Here is a 24,008-nt window from a genome sequence, read left to right as displayed (position 1 = left end):
CCCGGCTCCTTCCTGTGAACGAAACGGTCGGCGCATTGCGTCAGCCGACCGCAGGACATACGCATGCAGAACAACGTGACCATAGCCAGCCGCATCGGCCTGCTGCTGCTTTTCATGATCGTGTTTGCCTCGGCCATCGGGGTTACCTACACCTATTTCATGGGCAAGGTGGAGTCGGACGCCATCACCGAGGCCAAGTCCGCCATGATGGACGGCTACGAGCGTACGCTGCGGCAATCCGTCCAGTCCCTCGCCCATGTGCTCGGGGATGCGGTCCGCGAGGCAAAGCAGGCGGGGCAGGACCCGCGGCTTACCTTGCAGGAGGCCATCCGCGGCATTCGCTATGAAGATTCCGGCTACTATTTCATTTACGACGAGCAGGGAGTGAACGTGGCGCACCCGTTGCACCCCGAGTTTCAGGGGAGCAACCGCTACGAGCACGAAGACCCGCAGGGCAACGCCTATATTGCCGCATTGGGTGAGAAGGCCAAGAACGGCGGCGGGTTCGTCACCTATCTTTTCAACAAGCCCAACGAGGCCATCATAGCGCCCAAGCTGGCCTATGCCGAAATGATTCCCGGCACCTCGTTCTGGCTGGCCACCGGTATCTATATCGACGCCATAGAGGCGGAGCAGCTGCGCCTGAGCACCCGTCTGGACGCGCACCTGCGCAACGCCATTCTCACGGTCAGCACCGGTACCATTCTTGTGCTCATCATCATCGTGCTGCCCACCAGTCTTGTCATGGTGAACAGCATCCTCAAGCCGTGGAAGCAGATGGAGAAGGAGCTGCGTCATGCCCAGAAGATGGAGGCCATCGGCATATTCGCTGGGGGCATTGCGCACGACTTCAACAATATTCTCGGAGCGATAACTTCGTGCAGTGAGCTGGCTCTGTCTGATACGCCCACGAACAGCCCTGTGCATGAGGATCTGCGGCACGTGCTCAAGGCCGCCAAGCGCGGAAAGAATCTGGTGAAGCGCATCAAGGCGTTCAGCCGCAGGACAGATGCGCCCCGTCACGCTGTGAATATGCAGAGCGTCATCAAGGAGTGCATGCACCTGTTGCAGACCTTCATTCCCGCCACCATCGACGTGCGGGTGAAGATAAACGCCCACGGCGCTCAGGTGCTGGCGGACCCCGATCAGTTGCTGCAGGTGGTCATGAACCTGTGCACCAACGCGGAGCAGGCCATGCGCGGCATGAAAGGGGCTCTTTCCGTGACGCTGGACGTGGAAGACCTGTCCGTGGATCGCGCCCGTGCGCTTGCCCTGCCTCCGGGAGTCTATGTCCGTCTCGTGGTGTCCGATACCGGCGTGGGCATGAAGCCGGTGGTGGCCAAGCGCATCTTCGAGCCGTTCTACACCACCCGCAAGAAGAGCGGGGGTACGGGGCTCGGATTGTCCATGTCCCACTCCATCATCAAGATGCATGGCGGCACCATCACCGTGCAGTCGGTGCCCGGCAAGGGCAGTAACTTCACCGTGTACCTTCCCTGTACAGGCATTTCCGAGGAGCGGGAAACCCATGAGGAGGTGGCTGTGCTGCCTCGTGGTACCGAGACCATCCTGCTTGTGGATGATGACGAGGATCTTGCCTACTCCGTAAGCAAGCTGTTCACGCGGCTGGGATACGATGTGGTCAGCAAGACCAGCAGTCCCGAAGCGCTGGATTATTTTGCCTCGGACCCCGGCGGTGTGGACCTTATGTTGACCGACCATATGATGCCCACGCTGACAGGGGTTGAATTGACGCGTGAAATCCATAAGGTACGGGCTGACCTGCCGGTGATTCTGTACAGCGGTTTCGAAGGAAGCGGGCTGTTGCCGCGTATTCCCAAGGACTGGAAGACGGTAGGCGTTTCAGCATTCTTTACCAAGCCCTTCGAGACTGTGGAGCTGTGCAGCGCCGTGCGGCGTCTGCTGGATGAGCAAAAGACCGTATCCGTTGCTGTGAACGACAAGGCGATAGACGATGACCCGAGTGCTCATTATTGATGATGACGAATCCATGCGCTACGCCCTGACAAGGGCGGTGCGGCGCATGGGCCATGACGCCACCACGGCGGAAGATCTGGGGTCGGGCCTTGCCATGGCCAGACGCGAGAATATCGACGCCGTGTTTCTCGACGTGCATCTGCCGGACGGCAATGGCTTGTCCATTCTGGCGGATCTGGCTAAGTGCCCGTCGGCACCCGAGGTGATCATCATCACCGGCGAAGGGGATCCCGACGGCGCGGAGCTCGCGATAAACAACGGCGCATGGGACTATATCGAAAAGACCGACTCCATCCAGAAGATTTCCCTGACCTTGAAGCGAGCGCTGGACTACCGGCGCGAGCGGACGGGCACGGCTGTATGCCAGCCTGTGCGTGCGCTGCGGCGTGACCGCATAGTGGGCGACAGCCCGGGGCTGGCGCGTTCGCTCGACCTTGTGGCGCAGGCGGCGTGGGGCGATTCCAATGTGCTTATCATCGGCGAGACCGGAACCGGCAAGGAGCTTTTCGCCCGTGCCATTCATGAGAACAGCTCGCGGGCAGGCGGGCCTTTTGTGGTGGTGGACTGTGCGGCCCTGCCCGAAAATCTGGTGGAATCCATTCTCTTCGGCCATCGCAAGGGCGCCTTTACCGGTGCCGATCAGGATCAGGTAGGTCTGGTTATTCAGGCGGACGGGGGCACCCTGTTCCTCGATGAAATAGGGGAACTGCCACTTAACATGCAGAAAGCCTTTCTGCGCGTGCTGCAGGAGCGCACCGTGCGTCCCATCGGCAGCAAGGCGGAGGTGCACAGCAACTTCCGGCTGGTGGCGGCGACCAACAGGAATCTGGAGCAGATGGTATCTGATGGCTCCTTCCGCAGCGATCTGCTCTTCCGCCTGCAGACGGTACGTATCGACATTCCCCCGCTCAGGGAACGCAAGGGCGACATCCGCGCGCTGGCCACACACTATGCGGCTATCTACTGCGACCGTGCAGGCATGGACCGCAAGGGGCTGTACTCGGATTTTCTAGATACGCTGGAGGCCAACGACTGGCCCGGCAATGTGCGCGAGCTTGTCCATACCATAGAACATGCCGTGGCTGCGGCCGCCTCTGAGCCCACCTTGTTCTCCAAGCATCTGCCGCCGAGCCTCCGTGCCGCCGTGGCAAGAAGCCGTATGACGCCACCGCAGGAGCCTCTGGCCGTTGCTCCGGTTAAAGCGCAGGCTTCTTCCCAGCCGCAGGCCATGCAGTTGGCAGGGCGTGACCTGCCGCCGCTGGCGGAGTTCCGCGAGGCTGCCATCAATGAAGCCGAGCGAAACTATCTGCAGGCGCTTATGGTCAGCGCGGAAGGGAATATCAAGGAGATCATCAGGCGCTCCGGCGTGTCGCAGTCACGTCTGTATGCGTTGCTCAAGAAGCACAATATCTCTTCGCAGGATCTCTGACGTATCGTCGACATATCAGGTGAAACAAAGCGCCCGCCGCATGGTTCCGACCATGGGCGGGCGTTTTGTCTTGGAATAGGGTGAGGCGTTCGGCTAGCTGCCGTGCTTGGCCAGGAACTGCGACATGATCATGGCCCCGGCCTGTGCTACGTTCAGCGAGTCGAAATCGTTGCGCATGGGAATGGTCAGGGAAATGTCGATGCGCTTGCCAACATTGGGCCGGATGCCCTTTTCCTCGTTGCCCAGCACCAACACGGCAGGCGTATGCAGCTTGGCGGTGTACAGGCTTTCGGCGTTGTCACCCATGTATGCGCCGTATACAAAGTAGCCCATGTCCTTGGCCAGTTCGAGCGTGCGCGAAAGATTGGTGGCCTTGGCCACGGGCAGTTTGCCCAGCGCACCGGCAGAAGCCTTGGCTGCTGCAGCACCGAGGAAGGATGCGTTATGCTTGGGCACAATGAGGCCGCCGCCACCTATGCCGTAGAGCGTACGGGCAAGGGTGCCGGCATTGCCCGGGTCCTGCACCTGATCAAGCACCAGCACCAGCGGCAGATGCGCAGACAGACCCATTTCCAGCACGGTGTCTTCGTCCAGAAAGCCTGCATCGAAGATTTTTGCGATCACGCCTTGGTGGTTGCCGTTAAAAAGTTTTTCCAGCACAGGTTCTTGGACGAACGTGAAGCGAATCTTGTTCTTCTTGCAGAGATCAGTAATGATATTAATATCATGTCCTGATTTTCCTTTGCGAATGAGTACGGAGTCGATCTGCTCGGGGGAGGATTTGAGCCGCTCGGTCACCGGTTTGGTTCCGGGCAAAATGCTATCGGTATTATTGAGATTGTCGGTAGACATGGCGCTTTCCTGTTATTGATTCTTGAAAATCTCTATAAAATGAGAGATTCTAGGGCGTATTGCTTTGTCCTCGGGTTTACGGTAGTGGCAATGTTCAACGTTAAGATGCAGATACTCTGCCGGAGTTGCCAGCGCAAGTAGGCTCAACTTCTAAAACGGAATATGCATGCAAAAAATACTACCTATCAAATACTCCGCGATGCTTCTCATCGGGCTTATGCTCGTTATTGCTCTTGGTGCGTGTACTCCCAAACAGTCCCTTATCGGAGAGGAGCCGGTTGTTCAGGCTCCTGTCGATGAAGCTGTGTGCGAGCCCGGCAGGCTGAACGCTGCCGGAGAACCGGACGTTCCGAGCGAGGATGTCGCCTCTCTTGATGAAACTCCCGGACAGGACTCCTCTCCGCTTACCGCTGAAGAGCAGGAAGCCCTGAATACCCGTCTTAATATCAATATTGATATGGACGATAGTGACCGCCAGGTTGTTGAGCAGTATTTCAAGTACTTTACCCATTCCCGTCGTGAAGTGTTCGAGCGGTATCTCGAACGGGCGGAAATGTATCTTCCCTATGCCCGCAAGGTGTTCAAGGAAAAAGGCCTGCCGGATGAGGTGGTCTACCTTGCCTTTGTGGAGAGCGGCTTCAACCCCAATGCCTATTCGCGCGCCGGTGCCGCCGGTATGTGGCAGTTCATGCCCTACACCGGTCGTAAGTACGGCCTGAAGTATGATTGGTGGATTGACGAACGTCGTGACCCCTTCAAGGCAACCCATGCGGCTGCGGACTATCTGAACAAACTGTATGCCGATTTTGGCGACTGGTATCTGGCCATTGCCGCATACAATGCGGGCGAGGGCAAGATTGGTCGCGCCATGAAAGATACCGGCGCTGAAAGCTTCTTTGAATTGACCCAGCAGAACTACAAGCTGAGCCATAAGGCCCAGCTGCGGCAGGAGACCCGCCATTACGTGCCCAAGTTTCTCGCCATTGTGAAGATCATGCGCAACCTCAAGAAGCTTGGCTTCAAACCCATTGCCGAGGATTGCGGGATCGAACTCGCCGAGGTTCGCGTCAAGGGCGGTACGGACTTGCTGTCCCTCGCCAATGCCTGCAGCATGGAGTGGAAGACCTTCTCCTCCTACAATCCTGCATTCAGCCGTCAGGTCAGCCCGCCGGATCATGATGCCACAGTCTATCTGCCAGCCAAGCATCTGGCCACGGCAGGCGATTTTATCGCCTCCGCCAAGTCCAGACCTTATGCAGGTTGGAAGGCTTATTCCATCAAGTCCGGTGATTCTTGGTATGGCATCAGCCGTAAATTCAATGTGCCGGTTACTGTGCTGAAAAGTGTGAACAAGAGTTCCAGCAATGTGTTGCGCATCGGGCAGCGTGTGATGATCCCCGGTGGCGGTTCCAGCACGGCTGTGGCTTGGGACATGTCTCGTGCCAAGACTCGCTCCATTGCGCAGAAGCGCGGCAACTATAAGGTGCAGACCGGAGATACCCTGTCGGCCATCTCGCGGGAGACCGGCGTGAGCATCCAGACTCTGATGGAAGCCAACGGGCTTACCGCAAAGTCCATGCTCAAGGTCGGCCAGAAGCTGTATGTTCCCGATAACTCCTTCAAGAAGACCGTTGCCTCGCGCAAGCAGGCCGAAGAGGTTAAGAAGTCCATTGTCTACAAGGTGCGCCGCGGAGAGTCTCTGTGGTCCATTGCCCGCAAGTTCGGCGTATCCCATCAGGATGTGATGCGCTGGAACCAGTTAGACAAGCAGAGTCAGCTGCACCCCGGCGACCAGCTCAAGCTGTTTGTGAACTAACTGGTTATATACATAGTATGTATTGAACGCCCCGACTTGTCGGGGCTTTTTCATTGTATGCCACGGGCGGCTGCGGGCGAGTGCGTTGTCTCCTCAGGGAGACAGTGGGGGTGGGGTGAAGGGTGGTGCGAAATTGTTATCATGTAAAATCAGTGTGTTGATCTCGTCTTCAAAAAAAATCGGAAAACTTTGTTGACGACAGGGCGGGATTTGCATAGATACAGCCTCCCTGCTGCGGCAGGGACAGTTCTTTCACAGCACGGATTCTTCTATCTCCCTTGCATATAAGGTAATCGGTCGAATGATCGGTTCCGGCAGAGCAGAGCGGGACACCTGAAAAAGTTTGAAAAACAGCTTGACGGTGAACGCGAAGCTCTGTAGAAGCTGCCTCTCGCTTCGGCGAGAAGTTCTTTCACAAACGCAAGGGCGTCACATCCGGGTTTCACCCCGACCGCATGAGTCATTCTTGAGAATGCTTCATGAAGCCGCAAGGTTCAGGTCGAGTGGCTGAAACGGCTTCAAAAAAAGTTGAAAAAAGATGTTGACGGGGCGACGAGGAAGTGGCATAAGCACCCCTCGCCGCTACGGAAAACGCCGTGCGGAACTTGAGGTTCTTTGACAATTAAATAGCGAGTTGGACAGAAAGATATCAGCTAGCGTGATTAAGGGAATTAGCCCCCTTGATCATGAAGACACAGATTTAAACTGGAGAGTTTGATTCTGGCTCAGATTGAACGCTGGCGGCGTGCCTAACACATGCAAGTCGAACGAGAAAGTTCCTTCGGGAATGAGTACAGTGGCGCACGGGTGAGTAACGCGTGGATTATCTACCTATGGGTCTGGAATAACAGTTGGAAACGACTGATAATACTGGATAATATGGCAACGTTAAAGGTGGCCTCTGCTTGCATGCTACTGCCCATAGATGAGTCCGCGTCTCATTAGCTAGACGGTAGGGTAACGGCCTACCGTGGCAACGATGAGTAGCAGGCCTGAGAGGGTGGCCTGCCACACTGGGACTGGAACACGGCCCAGACTCCTACGGGAGGCAGCAGTGGGGAATATTGCGCAATGGGGGAAACCCTGACGCAGCGACGCCGCGTGGAGGATGAAGGTTTTCGGATCGTAAACTCCTGTCAGAAGGGAAGAACCCTGCGAAGAATAATACGCTTCGCAGCTGACGGTACCTTCAGAGGAAGCACCGGCTAATTCCGTGCCAGCAGCCGCGGTAATACGGAAGGTGCAAGCGTTAATCGGAATCACTGGGCGTAAAGCGCTCGTAGGTTGCTTTGTAAGTCAGGTGTGAAAGCCCACGGCTCAACCGTGGAATTGCACTTGATACTGCATTGCTAGAGTTCGGGAGAGGGTAGTGGAATTCCAGGTGTAGGAGTGAAATCCGTAGAGATCTGGAGGAACACCAGTGGCGAAGGCGACTACCTGGACCGATACTGACACTGAGGAGCGAAAGCGTGGGGAGCAAACAGGATTAGATACCCTGGTAGTCCACGCTGTAAACGATGGATACTAGGTGTCGGGGGCTTGACCTTCGGTGCCGTAGCTAACGCGTTAAGTATCCCGCCTGGGGAGTACGGTCGCAAGGCTGAAACTCAAAGAAATTGACGGGGGCCCGCACAAGCGGTGGAGTATGTGGTTTAATTCGATGCAACGCGAAGAACCTTACCTAGGCTTGACATCCCTGGAACCTTCCCGAAAAGGAAGGGTGCTCTTCGGAGAACCAGGAGACAGGTGCTGCATGGCTGTCGTCAGCTCGTGCCGTGAGGTGTTGGGTTAAGTCCCGCAACGAGCGCAACCCCTATTCTTAGTTGCCATCAGGTGATGCTGGGCACTCTAGGGAGACTGCCCGGGTTAACCGGGAGGAAGGTGGGGACGACGTCAAGTCATCATGGCCCTTACGCCTAGGGCTACACACGTACTACAATGGCGCGTACAAAGGGCAGCGATACCGTGAGGTGGAGCCAATCCCAAAAAGCGCGTCTCAGTCCGGATAGGAGTCTGCAACTCGACTCCTTGAAGTCGGAATCGCTAGTAATCCCAGATCAGCATGCTGGGGTGAATGCGTTCCCGGGCCTTGTACACACCGCCCGTCACACCACGAAAGTTGGTTCTACCCGACATCGGTGAGCTAACCCGCAAGGGAGGCAGCCGCCTACGGTAGGGCTAATGATTGGGGTGAAGTCGTAACAAGGTAGCCGTAGGGGAACCTGCGGCTGGATCACCTCCTTTAAGGAAATTTGTCCAACTCGCTATTTAATTGCAAGGAGCTTCACGCTCTTTGACAAGTGAATGGTTGGTAGCACGCACCACGCAAGTGATGCATGTACTCCAAGTATACACTTGGCTGAGGCTTTTGTGCCTCTGCTCATTGACAATCGATAGGGACGGAAAGGAAGTCTAAGAAAAATAAGTTATTAAGGGCATTTGGTGGATGCCTTGGTGCCAGAAGGCGATGAAAGACGTGGTAGGCTGCGATAAGCAGCGGGGAGGAGCCAAACATCCTTTGATCCGCTGATCTCTGAATGGGGAAACCCAACCGGAGTCATGTCCGGTTATCCTTGAGCTGAATACATAGGCTCTTGGAGGCGAACCCGGGGAAGTGAAACATCTCAGTACCCGGAGGAGAAGAAATCAAACGAGACTCCCTCAGTAGCGGCGAGCGAACGGGGATTAGCCCAAACCGGCTGGTTTCGACCAGTCGGGGTTGTAGGGCGGCCATCATCGATCTGTTAGTAAATAGGGGAACGAGCTGGGAAGCTCGGCCATAGAGGGTGAAAGCCCCGTACCTGAAGTTGAACACAGCGTAGGCCGTACCTGAGTACTGCGGGACACGTGAAACCCCGTGGGAATCTGGGAGGACCATCTTCCAAGGCTAAGTACTCTCTGGCGACCGATAGTGTACCAGTACCGTGAGGGAAAGGTGAAAAGAACCCCTGTTAGGGGAGTGAAATAGAACCTGAAACCATTTGCCTACAAGCTGTGGGAGCATCCTTGAGATGTGACCGCGTGCCTTTTGCATAATGAGTCAGCGAGTTACTCTACAGTGCAAGGTTAAGCGAAAGTGGAGCCGTAGCGAAAGCGAGTCTGATAAGGGCGACAAGTACTGTGGAGTAGACCCGAAACCGGGTGATCTATCTATGAGCAGGTTGAAGCTCAGGTAAAACTGAGTGGAGGACCGAACCAGTATCGGTTGAAAACGATTTGGATGACTTGTGGATAGGGGTGAAAGGCCAATCAAACCCGGTGATAGCTGGTTCTCTCCGAAATATATTGAGGTATAGCCTCGAGGGAGTTTAGCGGGGGTAGAGCACTGACAGGGCTAGGGGGCTCACCAGCTTACCAAACCCTATCAAACTCCGAATACCGCATAAATGCTCCTCGGGAGTCAGACTGCGACTGAGAAGGGCCGTAGTCGAGAGGGAAAGAGCCCAGACCGACAGCTAAGGTCTCCAAATCCATGCTCAGTGGAAAAGGTGGTGGAATTTCACAGACAGCCAGGAGGTTGGCTTAGAAGCAGCCATCCTTTAAAGAAAGCGTAATAGCTCACTGGTCTAGAGATTCTGCGCCGAAAATGTAACGGGGCTAAGCATGGTACCGAAGCTTCGGACTTGATTTATCAAGTGGTAGGAGAGCGTTCTCTACTGGTTGAAGGTGTGTCGTAAGGCTAACTGGACGGTAGAGAAGTGATTATGCTGACATGAGTAACGATAAAACAGGTGAAAAACCTGTTCGCCGTAAGCCCAAGGTTTCCCGGGTAAAGGTAATCTTCCCGGGGTTAGTCGGCCCCTAAGGTGAGGCAGAAATGCGTAACCGATGGGAAACGGGTTAATATTCCCGTACCTGTGTGAATGTGCGATGGAGGGACGGAGAAGGATACGCAGGCCAGCTGTTGGATTAGCTGGTGCAAGTGTGTAGGCTTGGAAGATAGGCAAATCCGTCTTCCTTATGGCTGAGACACGATGCGGTGGCCGTATGGCCGTAAGCTGCCGAGTCCATGCTTCCAAGAAAAGCTTCTAAGTTTAGTTCACGCAGACCGTACCGCAAACCAACTCAGGTGGGCGGGATGAGTAATCCAAGGCGCTCGAGAGAACTCTGGTTAAGGAACTCGGCAAAATGACCCCGTAACTTCGGGATAAGGGGTGCTCTTTAGTGTGTCTGATTTACTCGTACAGCACTGAAGAGCCGCAGAGAAATGGCGGTGGCGACTGTTTACTAAAAACATAGGTCTCTGCTAAGTCGTAAGACGATGTATAGGGACTGACACCTGCCCGGTGCCGGAAGGTTAAGAGGAGAGGTCAGCGCAAGCGAAGCTTTGAATCGAAGCCCCGGTAAACGGCGGCCGTAACTATAACGGTCCTAAGGTAGCGAAATTCCTTGTCGGGTAAGTTCCGACCTGCACGAATGGTGTAACGATCTCCGCACTGTCTCAACCAGAGACTCGGTGAAATTGAAGTCGCGGTGAAAATGCCGTGTACCCGCAGCAAGACGGAAAGACCCTGTGCACCTTTACTATAGCTTGACATTGGGTTTTGGGTTGGCATGTGTAGGATAGGTGGGAGGCTTTGAAGCGTGCACGCCAGTGTGTGTGGAGCCATCCTTGAAATACCACCCTTGCCAATCTAAGGCTCTAATCCGACGCCGTTATCCGGCTCGGAGACAGTGTCTGGTGGGTAGTTTGACTGGGGCGGTCGCCTCCTAAAGAGTAACGGAGGCATGCAAAGGTTCCCTCAGGCTGATTGGAAACCAGCCGTTGAGTGCAAACGCATAAGGGAGCTTGACTGCAAGACAGACATGTCGAGCAGGGACGAAAGTCGGTGTTAGTGATCCGGTGGTTCCGAGTGGAAGGGCCATCGCTCATTGGATAAAAGGTACGCCGGGGATAACAGGCTGATCGCGCCCAAGAGTTCACATCGACGGCGCGGTTTGGCACCTCGATGTCGGCTCATCACATCCTGGGGCTGAAGCAGGTCCCAAGGGTACGGCTGTTCGCCGTTTAAAGTGGTACGCGAGCTGGGTTTAAAACGTCGTGAGACAGTTTGGTCCCTATCTGCTGTGGGCGTAGGAGACTTGAAAGGGCCTGCCCCTAGTACGAGAGGACCGGGGTGGACGAACCTCTAGTGGACCTGTTGTCGTGCCAACGGCATAGCAGGGTAGCTACGTTCGGAAGGGATAAACGCTGAAAGCATCTAAGCGTGAAGCCTGCCTTGAGATAAGGTCTCCCTCTCGCAAGAGCTAAAGGACCCAGGTAGACCACCTGGTTGATAGGCCGGAGGTGTAAGTGCAGCGATGCATTCAGCTTACCGGTACTAATAGTCCGTGCGCCTTATTTTTCTACTAAAATCTTCCTTTCCTCCCTATTTGATTCAAATTTTGGGTCAAGTCGCCGATGTGGCAACGGGGTAAATACCGTTCGCCTTCCCGACAGACGCAGACCCGAGAACTTTGTCTTGGTGGCCATGGAGGCGGGGGTACACCCGATCCCATTCCGAACTCGGAAGTTAAGCCCGCCATCGCCGATGATACTGCCAGGGAGCTGGTGGGAAAGTAGGCCGCCGCCAAGACTTATTTCCAAGACGAAAAACTCCGGTAACCGATGAGGGCCGGAGTTTTTTTGTTTTGGGGGTAATGCCTCATCCTTCCATCCTTTCTTCTTATCCCTTCCTATTACTTTTACCTTTGTCATGTATTGTGAATTGGGCCTTGGTCTGTGCTGGCTTGATTTGGCTTTCACCGACTACATTACGCCTTAGCTAGCTTTGCCCGTTGCCGCCTTCCGCGGGACCAGAGCGGGGCCTCAGCCGGGGCGTACCGCCCCTCAGCAAGGCCCCCTCTGGACTCCCCCTGCCTCGCCCCTGCTGGTCGTTGAAAGGTAACTCATCCCGCCGTGGAAGCGAAGCGCTTCCAATCGGCCTCAAATCTTGGATATAGAATATGAAAGGCACGGCCTATCATAACTGCTTGTTGAAAAACGCCCGTAAATTTATGACAATCCCCTCAAGCACAGGAGCGTAAGAAATGAACAGAGAACAGGAACAGGTCAAAATAATCTACATAGGCTACCACCCTCGTACGCAAGACGGCAGCTCTCCTCAATCGCGCCCCCTCAATGACTCCATTGTAGTAATGGACGCCTTCAATAAGAGGCAGGGGGACGGACGGTTGCGGGCTGAACTTGCCCAAATCGCATGCAGCGACCTTTGCGCCGTTGCTGTTATGGACACATCACTGGGCAAAGTTTGGCAGTACATTTAATTCCAGCCGTAACCCTTTTGGCAGACGGTTTAACACCACCTAATTTAGGTGATTTCATAATAGGATAGGTGAACAGGACAGCATTAGGTAGGCAGCAAAGCGGCAGGTAAGGATGTTCGTCTCATGGGGCCCCCCTGATAACTGGGCCATGCCTTCTATGTCCGACTGCTTTTCGAGCTGGCGAAGGCCAGCTTCGATCGATATGCCGAGGAACTGTGGGGTCTCTCTCATGCGCCCTGTAAAGGGCATCCACAGACTCTCGGATCAGGTTAGCAGGATGCTTATAGTTGGCCGCTTTGGGGGGGGACTCAGAGCGCTTCATTTCGTGACGTTCGGATCGTTACCCCTACGGGATTTTGGAAGCTGTCTACCGAGCAACCGCTCCCGACTACTCCAGCATGATTCGTATCCCTTCCCATCTTTCCTTGAAACTGAATCAGAGCGTTTCGCTTAAGGGATGGGCTCCCTCGCCGAGACTGGACTTATGCTGTGAAATCGTATTGGCGTTGACGCCTCGAGTATGGAACCAAACGCCACTATGAAGGTTGCTATGCAAAAGGGCGCTAGCGAGAGTTCCCGTAAGATGCTCTACCGTAGGGTCAAAATACACCGGAAGTGTATATGTCGTCTTATCGGTATGTTATCTTGTAATTGTAGAAATAGTTAAAAACCTTGTTGACGACTGTCCTCGTTTTGCTTAAACACTCCTTCCCTGCTGTGGCAGGGACAGTTCTTTAACAGCACGAAATCTTCTATCTCCCTTGCATATAAGGTAATCGGTCGAATGATCGGTTCCGGCAGAGCAGAGCGGGACACCTGAAAAAGTTTGAAAAACAGCTTGACGGTGAACGCGAAGCTCTGTAGAAGCTGCCTCTCGCTTCGGCGAGAAGTTCTTTCACAAACGCAAGGGCGTCACATCCGGGTTTCACCCCGACCGCATGAGTCATTCTTGAGAATGCTTCATGAAGTCGCAAGGTTCAGGTCGAGTGGCTGAAACGGCTTCAAAAAAAGTTGAAAAAAGATGTTGACGGGGCGACGAGGAAGTGACATAAGCACCCCTCGCCGCTACGGAAAACGCCGTGCGGAACTTGAGGTTCTTTGACAATTAAATAGCGAGTTGGACAGAAAGATATCAGCTAGCGTGATTGAGGGAATTAGCCCCCTTGATCATGAAGACACAGATTTAAACTGGAGAGTTTGATTCTGGCTCAGATTGAACGCTGGCGGCGTGCCTAACACATGCAAGTCGAACGAGAAAGTTCCTTCGGGAATGAGTACAGTGGCGCACGGGTGAGTAACGCGTGGATTATCTACCTATGGGTCTGGAATAACAGTTGGAAACGACTGATAATACTGGATAATATGGCAACGTTAAAGGTGGCCTCTGCTTGCATGCTACTGCCCATAGATGAGTCCGCGTCTCATTAGCTAGACGGTAGGGTAACGGCCTACCGTGGCAACGATGAGTAGCAGGCCTGAGAGGGTGGCCTGCCACACTGGGACTGGAACACGGCCCAGACTCCTACGGGAGGCAGCAGTGGGGAATATTGCGCAATGGGGGAAACCCTGACGCAGCGACGCCGCGTGGAGGATGAAGGTTTTCGGATCGTAAACTCCTGTCAGAAGGGAAGAACCCTGCGAAGAATAATACGCTTCGCAGCTGACGGTACCTTCAGAGGAAGCACCGGCTAATTCCGTGCCAGCAGCCGCGGTAATACGGAAGGTGCAAGCGTTAATCGGAATCACTGGGCGTAAAGCGCTCGTAGGTTGCTTTGTAAGTCAGGTGTGAAAGCCCACGGCTCAACCGTGGAATTGCACTTGATACTGCATTGCTAGAGTTCGGGAGAGGGTAGTGGAATTCCAGGTGTAGGAGTGAAATCCGTAGAGATCTGGAGGAACACCAGTGGCGAAGGCGACTACCTGGACCGATACTGACACTGAGGAGCGAAAGCGTGGGGAGCAAACAGGATTAGATACCCTGGTAGTCCACGCTGTAAACGATGGATACTAGGTGTCGGGGGCTTGACCTTCGGTGCCGTAGCTAACGCGTTAAGTATCCCGCCTGGGGAGTACGGTCGCAAGGCTGAAACTCAAAGAAATTGACGGGGGCCCGCACAAGCGGTGGAGTATGTGGTTTAATTCGATGCAACGCGAAGAACCTTACCTAGGCTTGACATCCCTGGAACCTTCCCGAAAAGGAAGGGTGCTCTTCGGAGAACCAGGAGACAGGTGCTGCATGGCTGTCGTCAGCTCGTGCCGTGAGGTGTTGGGTTAAGTCCCGCAACGAGCGCAACCCCTATTCTTAGTTGCCATCAGGTGATGCTGGGCACTCTAGGGAGACTGCCCGGGTTAACCGGGAGGAAGGTGGGGACGACGTCAAGTCATCATGGCCCTTACGCCTAGGGCTACACACGTACTACAATGGCGCGTACAAAGGGCAGCGATACCGTGAGGTGGAGCCAATCCCAAAAAGCGCGTCTCAGTCCGGATAGGAGTCTGCAACTCGACTCCTTGAAGTCGGAATCGCTAGTAATCCCAGATCAGCATGCTGGGGTGAATGCGTTCCCGGGCCTTGTACACACCGCCCGTCACACCACGAAAGTTGGTTCTACCCGACATCGGTGAGCTAACCCGCAAGGGAGGCAGCCGCCTACGGTAGGGCTAATGATTGGGGTGAAGTCGTAACAAGGTAGCCGTAGGGGAACCTGCGGCTGGATCACCTCCTTTAAGGAAATTTGTCCAACTCGCTATTTAATTGCAAGGAGCTTCACGCTCTTTGACAAGTGAATGGTTGGTAGCACGCACCACGCAAGTGATGCATGTACTCCAAGTATACACTTGGCTGAGGCTTTTGTGCCTCTGCTCATTGACAATCGATAGGGACGGAAAGGAAGTCTAAGAAAAATAAGTTATTAAGGGCATTTGGTGGATGCCTTGGTGCCAGAAGGCGATGAAAGACGTGGTAGGCTGCGATAAGCAGCGGGGAGGAGCCAAACATCCTTTGATCCGCTGATCTCTGAATGGGGAAACCCAACCGGAGTCATGTCCGGTTATCCTTGAGCTGAATACATAGGCTCTTGGAGGCGAACCCGGGGAAGTGAAACATCTCAGTACCCGGAGGAGAAGAAATCAAACGAGACTCCCTCAGTAGCGGCGAGCGAACGGGGATTAGCCCAAACCGGCTGGTTTCGACCAGTCGGGGTTGTAGGGCGGCCATCATCGATCTGTTAGTAAATAGGGGAACGAGCTGGGAAGCTCGGCCATAGAGGGTGAAAGCCCCGTACCTGAAGTTGAACACAGCGTAGGCCGTACCTGAGTACTGCGGGACACGTGAAACCCCGTGGGAATCTGGGAGGACCATCTTCCAAGGCTAAGTACTCTCTGGCGACCGATAGTGTACCAGTACCGTGAGGGAAAGGTGAAAAGAACCCCTGTTAGGGGAGTGAAATAGAACCTGAAACCATTTGCCTACAAGCTGTGGGAGCATCCTTGAGATGTGACCGCGTGCCTTTTGCATAATGAGTCAGCGAGTTACTCTACAGTGCAAGGTTAAGCGAAAGTGGAGCCGTAGCGAAAGCGAGTCTGATAAGGGCGACAAGTACTGTGGAGTAGACCCGAAACCGGGTGATCTATCTATGAGCAGGTTGAAGCTCAGGTAAAACTGAGTGGAGGACCGAACCAGTATCGGTTGAAAACGATTTGGATGACTTGTGGATAGGGGTGAAAGGCCAATCAAACCCGGTGATAGCTGGTTCTCTCCGAAATATATTGAGGTATAGCCTCGAGGGAGTTTAGCGGGGGTAGAGCACTGACAGGGCTAGGGGGCTCACCAGCTTACCAAACCCTATCAAACTCCGAATACCGCATAAATGCTCCTCGGGAGTCAGACTGCGACTGAGAAGGGCCGTAGTCGAGAGGGAAAGAGCCCAGACCGACAGCTAAGGTCTCCAAATCCATGCTCAGTGGAAAAGGTGGTGGAATTTCACAGACAGCCAGGAGGTTGGCTTAGAAGCAGCCATCCTTTAAAGAAAGCGTAATAGCTCACTGGTCTAGAGATTCTGCGCCGAAAATGTAACGGGGCTAAGCATGGTACCGAAGCTTCGGACTTGATTTATCAAGTGGTAGGAGAGCGTTCTCTACTGGTTGAAGGTGTGTCGTAAGGCTAACTGGACGGTAGAGAAGTGATTATGCTGACATGAGTAACGATAAAACAGGTGAAAAACCTGTTCGCCGTAAGCCCAAGGTTTCCCGGGTAAAGGTAATCTTCCCGGGGTTAGTCGGCCCCTAAGGTGAGGCAGAAATGCGTAACCGATGGGAAACGGGTTAATATTCCCGTACCTGTGTGAATGTGCGATGGAGGGACGGAGAAGGATACGCAGGCCAGCTGTTGGATTAGCTGGTGCAAGTGTGTAGGCTTGGAAGATAGGCAAATCCGTCTTCCTTATGGCTGAGACACGATGCGGTGGCCGTATGGCCGTAAGCTGCCGAGTCCATGCTTCCAAGAAAAGCTTCTAAGTTTAGTTCACGCAGACCGTACCGCAAACCAACTCAGGTGGGCGGGATGAGTAATCCAAGGCGCTCGAGAGAACTCTGGTTAAGGAACTCGGCAAAATGACCCCGTAACTTCGGGATAAGGGGTGCTCTTTAGTGTGTCTGATTTACTCGTACAGCACTGAAGAGCCGCAGAGAAATGGCGGTGGCGACTGTTTACTAAAAACATAGGTCTCTGCTAAGTCGTAAGACGATGTATAGGGACTGACACCTGCCCGGTGCCGGAAGGTTAAGAGGAGAGGTCAGCGCAAGCGAAGCTTTGAATCGAAGCCCCGGTAAACGGCGGCCGTAACTATAACGGTCCTAAGGTAGCGAAATTCCTTGTCGGGTAAGTTCCGACCTGCACGAATGGTGTAACGATCTCCGCACTGTCTCAACCAGAGACTCGGTGAAATTGAAGTCGCGGTGAAAATGCCGTGTACCCGCAGCAAGACGGAAAGACCCTGTGCACCTTTACTATAGCTTGACATTGGGTTTTGGGTTGGCATGTGTAGGATAGGTGGGAGGCTTTGAAGCGTGCACGCCAGTGTGTGTGGAGCCATCCTTGAAATACCACCCTTGCCAATCTAAGGCTCTAATCCGATGCCGTTATCCGGCTCGGAGACAGTGTCTGGTGGGTAGTTTGACTGGGGCGGTCGCCTCCTAAAGAGTAACGGAGGCATGCAAAGGTTCCCTCAGGCTGATTGGAAACCAGCCGTTGAGTGCAAACGCATAAGGGAGCTTGACTGCAAGACAGACATGTCGAGCAGGGACGAAAGTCGGTGTTAGTGATCCGGTGGTTCCGAGTGGAAGGGCCATCGCTCATTGGATAAAAGGTACGCCGGGGATAACAGGCTGATCGCGCCCAAGAGTTCACATCGACGGCGCGGTTTGGCACCTCGATGTCGGCTCATCACATCCTGGGGCTGAAGCAGGTCCCAAGGGTACGGCTGTTCGCCGTTTAAAGTGGTACGCGAGCTGGGTTTAAAACGTCGTGAGACAGTTTGGTCCCTATCTGCTGTGGGCGTAGGAGACTTGAAAGGGCCTGCCCCTAGTACGAGAGGACCGGGGTGGACGAACCTCTAGTGGACCTGTTGTCGTGCCAACGGCATAGCAGGGTAGCTACGTTCGGAAGGGATAAACGCTGAAAGCATCTAAGCGTGAAGCCTGCCTTGAGATAAGGTCTCCCTCTCGCAAGAGCTAAAGGACCCAGGTAGACCACCTGGTTGATAGGCCGGAGGTGTAAGTGCAGCGATGCATTCAGCTTACCGGTACTAATAGTCCGTGCGCCTTATTTTTCTACTAAAATCTTCCTTTCCTCCCTATTTGATTCAAATTTTGGGTCAAGTCGCCGATGTGGCAACGGGGTAAATACCGTTCGCCTTCCCGACAGACGCAGACCCGAGAACTTTGTCTTGGTGGCCATGGAGGCGGGGGTACACCCGATCCCATTCCGAACTCGGAAGTTAAGCCCGCCATCGCCGATGATACTGCCAGGGAGCTGGTGGGAAAGTAGGCCGCCGCCAAGACTTATTTCCAAGACGAAAAACTCCGGTAACCGATGAGGGCCGGAGTTTTTTTGTTTTGGGGGTAATGCCTCATCCTTCCATTTTTTCTTCTTATCCCTTCCTATTACTTTTACCTTTGTCATGTATTGTGAACTAAGCCTTGGTAAGTATTATCTAGAGTAGGCTTTCATCGACTACATGGAGTCTTAGCTAGTATTGCCCGTTGCCGCCTTCAGCGGGACCAGAAGGGCCTCAGCCGGGCGGTGCCCGCCCTCAGCAAGGCCCCTCTGGACTCCCCTGCCTCGCCCCAGCTGTCCGTTGAAAGGGCACCCATCCCGCCGTGGAAGCGGAGCGCTTCCAATCGGCCTCACGTTGTGTTTGAGGGGGAAAGCAAGGTGCATTTTCTTTTCTTCTCTTTCCCCTTGAATGTGAATGGTTTTGCGTATTGCGAAGGATACCTTACCGATTGCATCCGTTTCGCTTCTACGTCTACCGATCGCTTCCAAATGGCACAGCCTTTCGATATCATCCCAATGGCACATAAATTACACTAGATTCAGTGGGGAACTGTATGGCTGATATGCGCTTCGGTGGAAAAACGGTTCAGGAATGGCTAGCTGGAGATGCGTTGCTGAAAGACGTGGTCGATCTCAAGGAGGTTAGCTGGTTCAACTCCGATACTGTTCCATTTGAGGAGGCTATACAGACCATTTCCTTGAGCGAAACAGACGTGGCTGATGCTTCAGCGCGGCTTGAACGTTTCCGCCCCTATATTGCGAAGGTGTTCCCAGAAACAGCAAAGGTGGGCGGGTTGATAGAATCGCCTTTGCAGCCAGTTCCAGCATTCCAGAAGGTCTTGGGCAAGTTTCACGGCACAAAGCTTTCCGGCAGGTTGTTTGCCAAGCTGGATAGCCATCTGCCCATATCCGGCTCGATAAAGGCGCGTGGTGGCATCTATGAGGTTCTGAAGCATGCTGAGGGACTTGCTTTGCAGGCAGGTCTCCTGTCAGTTGATGACGATTATGGTACGCTGGCTAACGACGCTTGCCGTCGATTTTTCAACACGCAAGCCATTTCGGTGGGGTCCACAGGCAATCTCGGACTTTCCATTGGTATCATGGGCGCACAGCTTGGTTTTCGAGTCAGTGTGCACATGTCTGCGGATGCGCGACAGTGGAAGAAAGAGCTGTTGCGTTCCAAGGGCGTGAATGTGGTGGAATATGCGTCCGATTACAGTTTGGCCGTGGCGGAAGGGCGCAGGCAAGCAGAGAAGGATCCCTCATGTTTCTTTATGGACGATGAAAACTCTGTAAGCCTGTTCCTGGGTTACGCCGTAGCCGCTCAACGCTTGAAGGGGCAACTGGATGCGCTTGGCGTTGCAGTAAATGAAGAATACCCCCTTTTTGTCTACCTGCCGTGCGGAGTGGGAGGCGGCCCTGGCGGCGTGGCTTTTGGCCTCAAGCTTATTTTTCAGGATCATGTTCACTGCATCTTCGCGGAGCCGACGCATTCGCCAGCCATGCTGCTTGGTATGTATACAGGTCTTCATGATGCGGTGAGTGTGCAGAATTTCGGCATAGACAATGTTACAGCGGCCGACGGTCTGGCCGTTGGGCGCCCCTCCGGTTTTGTAGGCAGGATGATGCTCCCCCTGCTGGATGGCGTGTATACTGTCAGCGATGAAAATCTCTACCGCTATCTGGCCATGATGGCGGACACGGAGGGAATATGGCTTGAACCTTCTGCTTTGGCTGGTGCGCCCGGAATTGTCAGGGGAGTGGGAGCAAATGGGTATTTGAACAAGCTCTCGTCTGGAGTGCAAACAGATACGGCAACACATCTTATGTGGTGTACGGGCGGCAGTATGGTCCCAGAAGATGAAATGCTGGCGTATTACCGAAAAGGCAGCGCGTTGCTGGAGCTTGGCATCGCATAGTTTGGGAGCAGGGGGGCGAAATTAGAAGGGGCGTTTCTTGGAGAGGTGTCTCTGATTCGTTATCCGTCACGGGCTCAACGAGGATTGAGCTACTAACTTGTATGGGCAAACAAAACGGGGGCACTCTGCAGAGTGCCCCCGAATTATGCATGTCGCAGGTTACGAAGAGATTTAGAACCGTTCAAACGCCATGTCTTCTTCCATGGCAAGGGAGAATCCTTCGTCTGCACTATCGTCAACTACGGGTTCCGGCTTGCGGGCTGAAGCGAGTTGTTTGGCGGGCGTTGCTTTGGGAATGGCTGCCGGGGCCGCAACCGCTTTCACTTTGCGTCGAACGCCAAGCGCTGTGTCGGAAATGCGGAAGAAGCCCATGGATTCTTGAAGCTGTGAAGCCTGCGAGGCAAGCTCTTCAGATGTTGACGACATTTCTTCAGAGGCAGAGGCATTCTGCTGCACTACCTGATCAAGCTGCTGGATGGCCTTGTTGATTTGCTCCGCACCGGCGTTCTGCTCGCTGGAAGCAGAGGCGATTTCCTGAACAAGGTCAGCTGTTTTCTTGATGTCCGGCACCAGCTTCATAAGCATGGTTCCTGCACGTTCCGCTACTTCCACACTCGAAGAGGAAAGTTCGCTGATTTCCGCAGCTGCTGTACCGCTTCGCTCAGCAAGCTTGCGCACTTCAGCCGCTACCACGGCAAAGCCCTTTCCATGTTCCCCGGCTCGGGCGGCTTCAATGGCGGCGTTAAGAGCCAGCAGGTTGGTCTGGCGTGCAATTTCTTCCACAATGGAGATCTTCTCTGCAATATGCTTCATGGCCTCAACGGTTTGGGATACTGCGTTGCCGCCTTCCTGCGCATCCAGGGCTGCCTGCGTTGCGAGGCTTTCCGTCTGGCGGGCGTTTTCAGCGTTCAGACTGATATTGGCGCTCATCTCCTCCATGGAAGATGAGACTTCTTCAATGCTGGCTGCCTGTTCAGTGGCGCCCTGCGACAGGCTCTGCGAAGAGGCGGACAGTTCTTCGCTGCCGGAAGCCACGTTTTCTGCGGCTGCAGTGACTTCGCTGACGATGCCGCTGAGCTTGTTCACCATGGTCTTCATGCTCGCATAGACACCGATGGCATTGTCGCGGAAGGAAATAGCCATGTTGCCGCGCGCGAGTTGGTCGGTGATTTCTGCGATTTCGGCAGGATCACAACCAATCTGGCGCAGTACGCTACGTGTGAGAATAAAGGCTATGAACATGCCGAGGAGTATGGCTGTGGAGCCTGTGGAGGCGATAACGAAAAGGGCGTTGTCGTTGGATGCTTGCACTGCCGGACCGATCTTGTCCTGTTCGGCCATGATGGAAAGCTTGAGATCTTCCGTGCTCTTGGCGATGGCGGGGCCCAGCTTGTCCAGAGTGTTCGTGATGACGTCGTTCCGCGCGAAGATGATGGAAACCACGGCCTTGAAGTCTGCAATATACCCCTGCTCAAGGCGTCTGATGTCTGCCAGCTGTGCCCTGCGCTCGGGGTTCTGCAGGTTCTTGTCCAGATACTCAAGCTCACTCTGCAGAGTTGAGTACTCGGAGTACACCCTGTCTGCATCTTCCTGTGCGTTGCTATTCAGAAATTTTACCACGTACAGGCGGGCGAGCAGCAGATTGCGCATGGCAAGACTGGCGTGGAAGGCCGCACTCATGTCGCCGTCGCGTTCGGCTGTTTTGAGAATCTGGGTGAGCTTCTGCTCCATGACGGGGCCGTTGGCGTTAAGGCGGTCCACATGTTCATTGCGCTTTGTTCTGAAGGCCTGAACCTGTTCGAATGCTTTCTGATAGCTTTGGGCGCTTGAGTCGGTCTCTTCAACGAGTTTGATCCGTTCAGGATTCTGGATGTCCTGACGAGCCTGTTCGATAAATTTGCGCACCCCATTGAACCGTTCATCGAAGACCTTGGCACTGTCTTCACTGCCTGTGATGATGAAGTCTTTCACGGCCATGCGAACCGTGAGCATGTTGGCCTGTATGCGGCCGGCAAGGTTGGTGTCGCGAGCCATTTCCCGGTATGAAGAAAAACCATCCGAGGCGGAGTCAATGGCGAAAAAGCCCGTTCCGCCAAGTATGGTGAGTAACGCTAGGACAACCAGAAAGCCTGAGTAAAGTTTTACGGAAAGTTTCATGTTGTCGAGCATGGTCACGCTCCATGGTTTTGCCGGTTCAGGCAGTTTGGGTTCGTAAGGATCCTTCCCCAGTTGACGCGCCTTGTCGCACCCTATGCTGAACAGGGTTTATTCTATTCTACTGCTAGACCAGGGGCGTTGCTCTGGAAATGATAAGTTCTGCTCTAATGGTTATAGGGTGTCTGATGCTTCAGGCGTCATTTCGCTGACTTCTTGCGGACGTGGGCAGGGTGTTGTTTTTGTTAACACACCGATATTACAGCTGAAGCGATTGTCGGCACTTCCTTTGCTGAATGCGAGACAAGGAGTTGCCAATGAACGTCAATCCGCTCGCCATGGGCCAGATTACCAGCTATATCGACCGCCTCAAGCAAGGAGGAGGGCAGTCGGGCGGAAATCCTTTCGGCCTGAACAAGCTCAACAAGACTGTGGGGTCGCGTTTTGACGAACTGTTGAACGATCCCATGGTGCAGATGGGCAATGGCGACGCCGTTCAGAGCTTCTTGGGCATTGGCGCAGGAAAGAATGCGGGCGACATGTCGGCGCTGGAAAGCGCCATGTTCGGCAGCATGAACCTGACGAATGTCAAGGCGTTGGCAACACTGACAAAGGTGCTTGGTGACGAGAGCAACCCCTTTGCCTCCATGTTCAGAACGATGAGAGCTCCTGAGGGCGATGCCATTCGTATGGCCGTAACATCTCCGCAGATATCGCTTGCGGACAAAGCTGGCCCGCTTGGGCAGGTTGAAGCTGCATTAGGCAGGATGCAGGCGGAAGTTGCAGCGGTAGAGAAGGGAAATGCTGATGCAACTGCAACCGGAGGTGGCGGAAATACGGTCGGAACAGCGGCCCAGTCTGTGGGGGCAACGCATCGGCAGACCGAATCCTTCAGGCCCGGTGCACTGGCGGCATTATTTGAATCCGGTGCGGACGGCGGGATTTCCGCTATCGGCTACGACAGGCGAGGAGGTACTTCCTACGGAAAGTATCAGCTTTCATCACGCGCCGGTACCATGGACGCCTTTATCCGGTATCTGGACGGTCAGGCGCCGGATATAGCCTCGCAGTTGAAGAAGGCGGGCAGGGCCAATACGGGGTCGCGTTTCGGTGCCATGCCCACCGCCTGGAAACAGGTTGCCCAGACGCAGCCCGAGCGATTTGAGGCTCTGCAGGATAAGTTCGTGCACAGCAATCATTTTTCACCGGCCTTCAGGGCCATAAGCAAGGCCATGCAGCTTGACTCCATGCCGCAGGCTTTGCAGGAAGTGCTTTTTTCCACGGCCGTGCAGCATGGGCCCACTGGGGCGGTTCGCATCTTTGCCAAGGCCTTCGGGCGAACCGGGGGGTATGAAGAGGGGAAGGAGGCTGCCTTTATCCGCAATGTCTATTCTATCCGCCAGAGACAGTTCACATCATCAACGAACTCTGTACAGACTGCCGTGCAGGGCAGACTGGGTGATGAGCTGCGCATGGCATTGAGCATGCTGGAGCGGGGCGACATTGCCTGATCAGGGC

Annotated in this window: 7 protein-coding genes and 6 rRNA genes; 11 read left to right on the top strand and 2 right to left on the bottom strand. The window is 54.4% G+C overall.

From position 1 onward, the window contains the following. Nucleotides 1-63: 63 nt before the first annotated feature. Together N1030_RS12065 and N1030_RS12060 are read left to right on the top strand one after the other, a co-directional pair. Nucleotides 64-1,998, top strand: coding sequence for a cache domain-containing protein (locus N1030_RS12065; protein WP_265825724.1), 1,935 nt, complete (start codon nucleotides 64-66; stop codon nucleotides 1,996-1,998). Next, entirely contained in the window at nucleotides 1,976-3,427 is a 1,452-nt protein-coding gene (locus N1030_RS12060; RefSeq protein ID WP_265825723.1) for a sigma-54-dependent transcriptional regulator, read from the top strand. Before N1030_RS12065 ends, N1030_RS12060 begins: the two co-directional genes overlap by 23 nt. Before the next feature lie 93 nt (nucleotides 3,428-3,520). Here N1030_RS12060 and rlmB read toward each other — a convergent pair whose 3' ends face one another. Further along, entirely contained in the window at nucleotides 3,521-4,279 is a 759-nt protein-coding gene (rlmB, locus tag N1030_RS12055; protein WP_265825722.1) for a 23S rRNA (guanosine(2251)-2'-O)-methyltransferase RlmB, read from the bottom strand. A 166-nt stretch (nucleotides 4,280-4,445) separates the two neighbouring features. Between rlmB and N1030_RS12050 the strand changes: the two genes are divergently transcribed. From N1030_RS12050 to dsdA, 8 genes are all read left to right on the top strand, one after another. After that, nucleotides 4,446-6,095, top strand: coding sequence for a LysM peptidoglycan-binding domain-containing protein (locus N1030_RS12050; protein ID WP_265825721.1), 1,650 nt, complete (start codon nucleotides 4,446-4,448; stop codon nucleotides 6,093-6,095). A 702-nt stretch (nucleotides 6,096-6,797) separates the two neighbouring features. Beyond that, a 16S ribosomal RNA gene (locus N1030_RS12045) occupies nucleotides 6,798-8,339 on the top strand. Between the two features lie 175 nt (nucleotides 8,340-8,514). Continuing rightward, nucleotides 8,515-11,441 (top strand): 23S ribosomal RNA (locus N1030_RS12040). Between the two features lie 115 nt (nucleotides 11,442-11,556). Further along, nucleotides 11,557-11,671, top strand: a 5S ribosomal RNA gene (gene rrf, locus N1030_RS12035). Nucleotides 11,672-13,547: 1,876 nt separating this feature from the next. Next, a 16S ribosomal RNA gene (locus tag N1030_RS12030) occupies nucleotides 13,548-15,089 on the top strand. 175 nt (nucleotides 15,090-15,264) lie between these two features. Continuing rightward, nucleotides 15,265-18,191: ribosomal RNA gene (locus tag N1030_RS12025) — 23S ribosomal RNA — on the top strand. Between the two features lie 115 nt (nucleotides 18,192-18,306). After that, a 5S ribosomal RNA gene (gene rrf, locus N1030_RS12020) occupies nucleotides 18,307-18,421 on the top strand. The 16S, 23S and 5S rRNA genes sit together here, the layout of an rRNA operon. Nucleotides 18,422-18,971: 550 nt before the next feature. Then, entirely contained in the window at nucleotides 18,972-20,336 is a 1,365-nt protein-coding gene (gene dsdA / locus N1030_RS12015; RefSeq protein WP_276037989.1) for a D-serine ammonia-lyase, read from the top strand. Nucleotides 20,337-20,507: 171 nt separating this feature from the next. Here the strand turns inward: dsdA and N1030_RS12010 are convergent, their stop codons facing one another. Then, nucleotides 20,508-22,505, bottom strand: coding sequence for a HAMP domain-containing methyl-accepting chemotaxis protein (locus tag N1030_RS12010; RefSeq protein ID WP_265825720.1), 1,998 nt, complete (start codon nucleotides 22,503-22,505; stop codon nucleotides 20,508-20,510). 302 nt (nucleotides 22,506-22,807) lie between these two features. Between N1030_RS12010 and N1030_RS12005 the strand changes: the two genes are divergently transcribed. Continuing rightward, nucleotides 22,808-24,001, top strand: a complete 1,194-nt coding sequence (locus N1030_RS12005) for a VgrG-related protein (RefSeq protein WP_265825719.1) — start codon at nucleotides 22,808-22,810, stop codon at nucleotides 23,999-24,001. Nucleotides 24,002-24,008 lie beyond the last annotated feature (7 nt).

It is taken from the genome of Desulfovibrio mangrovi (genome assembly GCF_026230175.1).
GTDB lineage: Bacteria > Desulfobacterota > Desulfovibrionia > Desulfovibrionales > Desulfovibrionaceae > Halodesulfovibrio > Halodesulfovibrio mangrovi.
This window is presented reverse-complemented; position numbering and strand designations above follow the sequence as displayed.

Bases quoted from the DNA above. Each gene is read 5' to 3' on its own strand.
- N1030_RS12065 (WP_265825724.1), top strand. From the start codon at position 64: ATGCAGAACAACGTGACCATAGCCAGCCGCATCGGCCTGCTGCTGCTT.
- N1030_RS12060 (WP_265825723.1), top strand. From the start codon at position 1,976: ATGACCCGAGTGCTCATTATTGATGATGACGAATCCATGCGCTACGCC.
- rlmB (WP_265825722.1), bottom strand. From the start codon at position 4,279: ATGTCTACCGACAATCTCAATAATACCGATAGCATTTTGCCCGGAACC.
- N1030_RS12050 (WP_265825721.1), top strand. From the start codon at position 4,446: ATGCAAAAAATACTACCTATCAAATACTCCGCGATGCTTCTCATCGGG.
- dsdA (WP_276037989.1), top strand. From the start codon at position 18,972: ATGGCTGATATGCGCTTCGGTGGAAAAACGGTTCAGGAATGGCTAGCT.
- N1030_RS12010 (WP_265825720.1), bottom strand. From the start codon at position 22,505: ATGCTCGACAACATGAAACTTTCCGTAAAACTTTACTCAGGCTTTCTG.
- N1030_RS12005 (WP_265825719.1), top strand. From the start codon at position 22,808: ATGAACGTCAATCCGCTCGCCATGGGCCAGATTACCAGCTATATCGAC.